Here is a 5,308-nt window from a genome sequence, read left to right as displayed (position 1 = left end):
CCCGTACCTCACTTTCTCCAATTTCACCATTTTACCCCCAAAATCTCCATTTTTGGCCTCTCCATCTCCGATATATGCGAACACTCCCGATGAAGGTACGCATGTCCTCAAAGCCTCTATTTACCTAGGTTTCAGAGAATCGCCATTTTTTGAGCCTTCACTTTTTAGAGAACGAAAAACGGAGTAGCAATAGTGATTCGAAACGGAGAAAATAAGATAAATCAAGGGATGGAAATCAGTTTCCACTATCCTTCCAAAATGAAATATGGTATGTTTACATATGTTATGCGTTATAGAAAATTAAAGGGAAAAGGTGTGTTGAAAATAAAACTTATACTTACAATGATAGTGTGCATCTATGCATCAATGGCACATGCTCTTGTTCTTGAAGATTTGGTTAAAGATGGCAAATTAGAGGCCACTTTATCACAGAAAAAGATTGGTTATTATATTGGGTCTTTTGACCCCCCGCACCTTGGTCATGAAGATGTTGTCAATCAAATTCTGGAGCAAAATTTGTGCGATTATGTGCTTATTTATCCTGCTTGGGGTGGGGATGAATACAAAAACAGGACAGATGTTCAAGTCCGACTGGAGATGCTCTTTGCTGCCTTTGCAAACCATCCCAAAGTGATTGTTACAAAACTTACATCCGCTGAATTACAAGGCGTTTTAATGAAAAGGGACGAGTCTTTAGTGGCAGGAAAACCTTCTGTAAAAACAACATTCATTGGAACGGAATACATAGGGGTCATAGGCTCTGACACTGCTCTCGAAACATCCAAAGACCTAAAAAAATTGTCTGTTTTTATGCGAGGCATTCAAATACCTGAAAAATACAAAGAACATACGATTGGAGGGATTATCGCAATCCCAGTACAAAGTTTTATTGTTAGTCTTCGTGCCGGGGATTCAATTGATTCTTTAAAAGGTGTATTTTCAGATCGTCCGATTGTTAAGACAATTTCTACAGATTACATTGATCTTTCTTCTACGAAGGTACGAAAAATTATCAAGAATGGTAGCGCTCTGGATAAAAGTTTTGTAAGCCAAGGTGTAAAAGAAATTATTGAAAAATATAATTTATATCAAGAGTAAGATTAGTGCCACATTCAAATTCTGAGGCCAAGAAAATAATTGAAGAAGGAAAAAAATGAAACTTTATTTAAATGTAGTAGAAGTAGCCATAGAGCATGATGAGAAGTTTTTGATTATCAAAAGGCCTGAAGGCAAGCATGCAGGAGGTTTGCTCGCTTTCCCCGGCGGTAAAGTTGAAGAAATAGATGAACAAAACGAGTGGGATATTTTAAGGTTTGCCGCAAAGAGAGAAATCCTGGAAGAAGTAGGATTAGATCTAAAAGATGATCTGAAATATATCACAAACAACTATTTTGTTGGCAGTAGTAATGTTGCAGCGCATGTGATTGATACCATATTCCATTGCAAAATTGAAAAGACAGATTTGAAGGTTAACGCGTCCGCTCGTGAAGTTCCAGAGTATTATTGGCTAACAGATGCAGAAATAAATAAGGCGCACAATGCACCCGAATGGCTGAAAAAATCTGTGCAATATATTAGGCGGACTCCATGAGCGGAATTCGAAATAGAGAAAATAAGGTAAATCAAGAGATGGAAAGCAATTTCTACTATCCTTCCAAAAAGAAATATGGTATGTTTACATATGTTATGCGCATTAACTTATGAAGTGAGGTAAAAAATATTATGAGCTTTCCGATTCCTAAAATTATTGTATTGCTGTGTTTGTTGCTAGGTTTTACAAATTTAGCAATAGCTAATACTTATAATTCTGTAGAATATAATCTTGATCTTATTAGTATTAAGGATTCAGTTTTAAAAATTGAAATTATTTTGAAAGGCGATTTTAAAGATAAGCTAGTTTTAGATTTGCCATCCAGATGGGCAGGTACGTCTTATGTAGATCAAATAAAAAATATCGAAGTTAGTCCAAATTACTCTGTAGAGTTGAAGCAAGAGAATAACGAATTCGCAAGCTATTATTTCAATACCAAAAACTTCAAACAATTTGGTAAAAATTACATATGAAGTTCATCAAAAAATAGGCAATCCATCTAATGTCCATGAAGCAATAGTACGAGATGATTTAGTACATACAACAGGATATGGAATTTTTGCTACTCCTTTTGATTTAAATGAAAATGATAAAATAAATGTCGCTATCAAATGGATAAATCTGGACTCAAAATGGAAAACCATATCATCTCATGGCGCTAAAAGTAATATTAACCTTAATATTACAGCGCCTGAACTCTTGCACGCTATTTATGTAGCAGGAAGAATTAGGGTGTATAACGTGGGCACCGATTCTCAACCTATTCTTTTATCACTCTACGGTCATTTTGATATAGAAGATAAAAGAATTGCGTCGGATTTGAGAGAAATCATCAATAGTCAAAGAGCATTTTTTAATGATTTTGACTTTCCGTATTATGCCATTAGTCTCATTGAAGGGGATGATCCAAGGTCTATGGGAGGCACTCGTTTATCGGATAGCTTCACAGCATTTTTACCTCGAGGAATGCATAAAAATGATTATTATATTTTGTTTGCGCATGAACATTTACATAATTGGATTGGAGGAAAAATACGTAAGGATAAAGATGAGGAATTGCATTATTGGTGGTCTGAGGGCTTTACTGATTTTTATTCAAGATTAATCGCATTAAGATCAAGGGGCATTGATAGAAAAGCATTTATTGATGAGATGAACCAATTTTTGCGTGCATATTATTTATCACCTGTAAATCAGGAGCCAAATTTAAGAATTAAAAAAGATTTTTGGAATGATTATGATATTGAAAAATTACCCTATTATAGGGGGCTTGTTTTTGCTTTATATCTAAACAATTTGATTCAAAAAGAAAAACCAGATATTTCACTGGATGTGATTATGCATGATTTATTTAAAGTCGCCAAGCAGCAGCAATTCTCATCTTCTTTGTTTAAAGATATAGTTCATAAATATGTAAAGAATGGCATTGAGAATGAAATGGTGAACTTTATTGATAAAGGCAAAATAATTAGCCTTGAAGGTATTAACTTGCCTATAGAAAAGGTTTCAATGGGTAGATATTATTTGGGTTTTAATAGAGATAATTTAATAAAAGATAAATCCATACAGGAAGTTGATGTAAAAAGTAACGCATATAAAGCAGGTCTTAGGGACGGCCAAAAAGTTACTGGGCGGGATTGTCCAAAGGGGAAAGGAGATCCAAAGCAAATAATTACAATAGAGACTACGGCTGGAACTTTCAAATTTAAGCCTGAACATTACAGCAAAATTGAAATATATCAATTAAGGACAGATCTTTTGGGGCAAGAAGAAAAGGAATTTAGTAAATTTTTTGGCATAAAATGAAGAAGGTTTTAGGATGATAAGACATGGTACCAAGACATTTAAGCTGATTTTTGCTATATTGATAACCCTCGTTTGTTTTCTGATAATTTGGCTGGGTACTTGGAAATCACCTGATGTTAATCATTCCGGAGATACAAACATCCATACATGCATCCATAGCGATGACAGAAAATTGCATTTCAAGCTAGATGCTGGTGGCGGTAATAATTTTGATGTTTATTTGGTCGAACACTCTAAACAAAATTGTTTGAACCCTTATTTTCCTTCTATTCATATTCAAGCAAATCAGTCCCATAATGCTTGGGTTCATATCGTTTATACAGATTCAAAAGCGCCAGAATGGAGAATATTCATCGACACAGCAAACATAGATATTCCGGGCTCAGCTTACCCATTTTATGCATATGAGCAAGATTTCTATGATGCTCCTTTGTGGAGGTATTACTTATTCAGTAAACCGCTAAGTTTCTGGAAAGGTCATGCTTTTGCCGCACAAGTGAATCATCAGAAAAAATCTATCCATTGTATTGGTGGGATCGAATGGGGGTTTGCATTGTCCGATTTTAGATTGCGCCCTAAGACTGCTGACCCTCGATTATTAAACAAAGAGCACTGGGAAAAAGCATGGCAGATATTGCAAGAAAAACTACCTGGCTATAGTCAAACTTACGGGAGTGAGTCATGAAAGGACTTCCTCTCAAGCCATTTTATTTCCTTAGGCACGGTGAAACGGATTGGAATCTTGAGCATAGAGCCATGGGTAGCCAAGACGTCCCTCTCAACGATTTAGGTGTTTCTCAAGCATTCAAGGCAGCAGAATTGCTAAAAAACGAACCTATAGCGACGATTGTTAGCTCACCTTTGCTAAGAGCTCGCAAGACTGCAGATATCATTGCTCAGCACATAAAAGCTCCTGTCATTGAAATAACTGAATTACAAGAAGCATGCTGGGGCGAAAAAGAAGGGAAACTTAAAGGTAACGGTTTATGGATCAATTGTTGGCGGAACGGAGATGATGTCAAAGGAGCAGAAGGCTACGCTGACTTTTCAACAAGAATCAAGCGAGGGCTAGAAAAGGCGTTACAACATAATGACCCCATTTTGATTGTATCTCATGGAGGCGTTTATTGGGTTGTACAAGAAATTTTAGGCCTCCCAATTATTGATCTTGGTAACGCTGAGCCTATTTTTCATAGGCCTCCTCAGCATCCAAGTCATCCATGGGCTATTTATCCTTTATCTGAAGAGAGAAATTTGTATGATTATGAATAATCCAAATATTCAATCGAGGCTTGATTTAGAGGGTAAATATCTCTAGCTACTGCAAATTATTAAAACACTCAAGCAGCAGCTTTTCGAGAAGCAGCTTATGTTCTGAGCTTACCGTAGCGAGCATACGTGCTTCAACATAGCGTATCGTATCATGCGCTTGTTTAACAATCTCTTGGCCTTGTGATGTCAATTCTGCGCATAAAATCCTACCATGGGAAGCATCGCTTTTACGCTGAATTAAAACCCGTTTTTCTAAATTAGAGACAATGCCGTGCATGGTTTGAGCAGTTATAAAAGCTGACCTTGCAAGTGCAGCATTAGACGCTCCCGGTTTTAGTTCTAATTGCGCGAGAACTGCATATTGTGGGGTGGTGAGATCAAGAGCTCTTAACGCTTCGTCCATATGAAGGCGCAGAGCATGTTGGGTCTTTTTCAGTTTATATCCAAGCAAACTTTTAACACCTACCTCTTTATCTCTTGACATATCAGCGTCCTTATAATACATTATCAGCATGCTTATACTATAATAGGAGTTAGATATGAACACAACTGATAATTTGAACCTTGCTGAAAGCTATTACAATGCCATGCTTGCCAAAGACTTCGATAAGATGGCCGGCTACCTGCATGATAATGTTC

The 5,308-nt window shown here is 36.5% G+C and carries 7 protein-coding genes; 6 read left to right on the top strand and 1 reads right to left on the bottom strand.

The genetic code is table 11. The features are described from left to right. Positions 1-315 precede the first annotated feature (315 nt). The 6 genes from HCUR_RS05880 (at position 316) to HCUR_RS05855 (ending at position 4,669) form a co-directional block, all read left to right on the top strand. Positions 316-1,098 carry a nicotinate-nicotinamide nucleotide adenylyltransferase gene (locus HCUR_RS05880; protein ID WP_165780811.1) on the top strand — a complete coding sequence of 261 codons (783 nt, stop codon included), beginning with the start codon at positions 316-318 and terminating at the stop codon, positions 1,096-1,098. Positions 1,099-1,153: 55 nt separating this feature from the next. Then, a complete protein-coding gene (locus tag HCUR_RS05875; RefSeq protein WP_104207170.1) occupies positions 1,154-1,591 on the top strand; it encodes an NUDIX domain-containing protein in 438 nt (145 codons plus the stop codon). 131 nt (positions 1,592-1,722) lie between these two features. After that, positions 1,723-2,064 (top strand): hypothetical protein, encoded by a 342-nt coding sequence (locus HCUR_RS05870; protein ID WP_104207169.1) that lies wholly within the window; start codon positions 1,723-1,725, stop codon positions 2,062-2,064. Next, positions 2,045-3,397 carry a M61 family metallopeptidase gene (locus HCUR_RS09250; RefSeq protein WP_207760952.1) on the top strand — a complete coding sequence of 451 codons (1,353 nt, stop codon included), beginning with the start codon at positions 2,045-2,047 and terminating at the stop codon, positions 3,395-3,397. Before HCUR_RS05870 ends, HCUR_RS09250 begins: the two co-directional genes overlap by 20 nt. Positions 3,398-3,569: 172 nt before the next feature. Continuing rightward, positions 3,570-4,082, top strand: a complete 513-nt coding sequence (locus HCUR_RS05860; RefSeq protein ID WP_129591941.1) for a hypothetical protein — start codon at positions 3,570-3,572, stop codon at positions 4,080-4,082. Continuing rightward, positions 4,079-4,669 (top strand): histidine phosphatase family protein, encoded by a 591-nt coding sequence (locus HCUR_RS05855; protein ID WP_104207167.1) that lies wholly within the window; start codon positions 4,079-4,081, stop codon positions 4,667-4,669. Before HCUR_RS05860 ends, HCUR_RS05855 begins: the two co-directional genes overlap by 4 nt. Positions 4,670-4,715: 46 nt before the next feature. Here HCUR_RS05855 and HCUR_RS05850 read toward each other — a convergent pair whose 3' ends face one another. Next, entirely contained in the window at positions 4,716-5,153 is a 438-nt protein-coding gene (locus HCUR_RS05850; RefSeq protein WP_243397296.1) for a MarR family winged helix-turn-helix transcriptional regulator, read from the bottom strand. Positions 5,154-5,308: the final 155 nt, after the last annotated feature.

The sequence above is a fragment of the Holospora curviuscula genome, assembly GCF_002930195.1.
Taxonomy (GTDB): domain Bacteria; phylum Pseudomonadota; class Alphaproteobacteria; order Holosporales; family Holosporaceae; genus Holospora; species Holospora curviuscula.
This window is presented reverse-complemented; position numbering and strand designations above follow the sequence as displayed.

Bases quoted from the DNA above. Each gene is read 5' to 3' on its own strand.
- HCUR_RS05875 (WP_104207170.1), top strand. From the start codon at position 1,154: ATGAAACTTTATTTAAATGTAGTAGAAGTAGCCATAGAGCATGATGAG.
- HCUR_RS05850 (WP_243397296.1), bottom strand. From the start codon at position 5,153: ATGTCAAGAGATAAAGAGGTAGGTGTTAAAAGTTTGCTTGGATATAAA.
- HCUR_RS05870 (WP_104207169.1), top strand. From the start codon at position 1,723: ATGAGCTTTCCGATTCCTAAAATTATTGTATTGCTGTGTTTGTTGCTA.
- HCUR_RS05855 (WP_104207167.1), top strand. From the start codon at position 4,079: ATGAAAGGACTTCCTCTCAAGCCATTTTATTTCCTTAGGCACGGTGAA.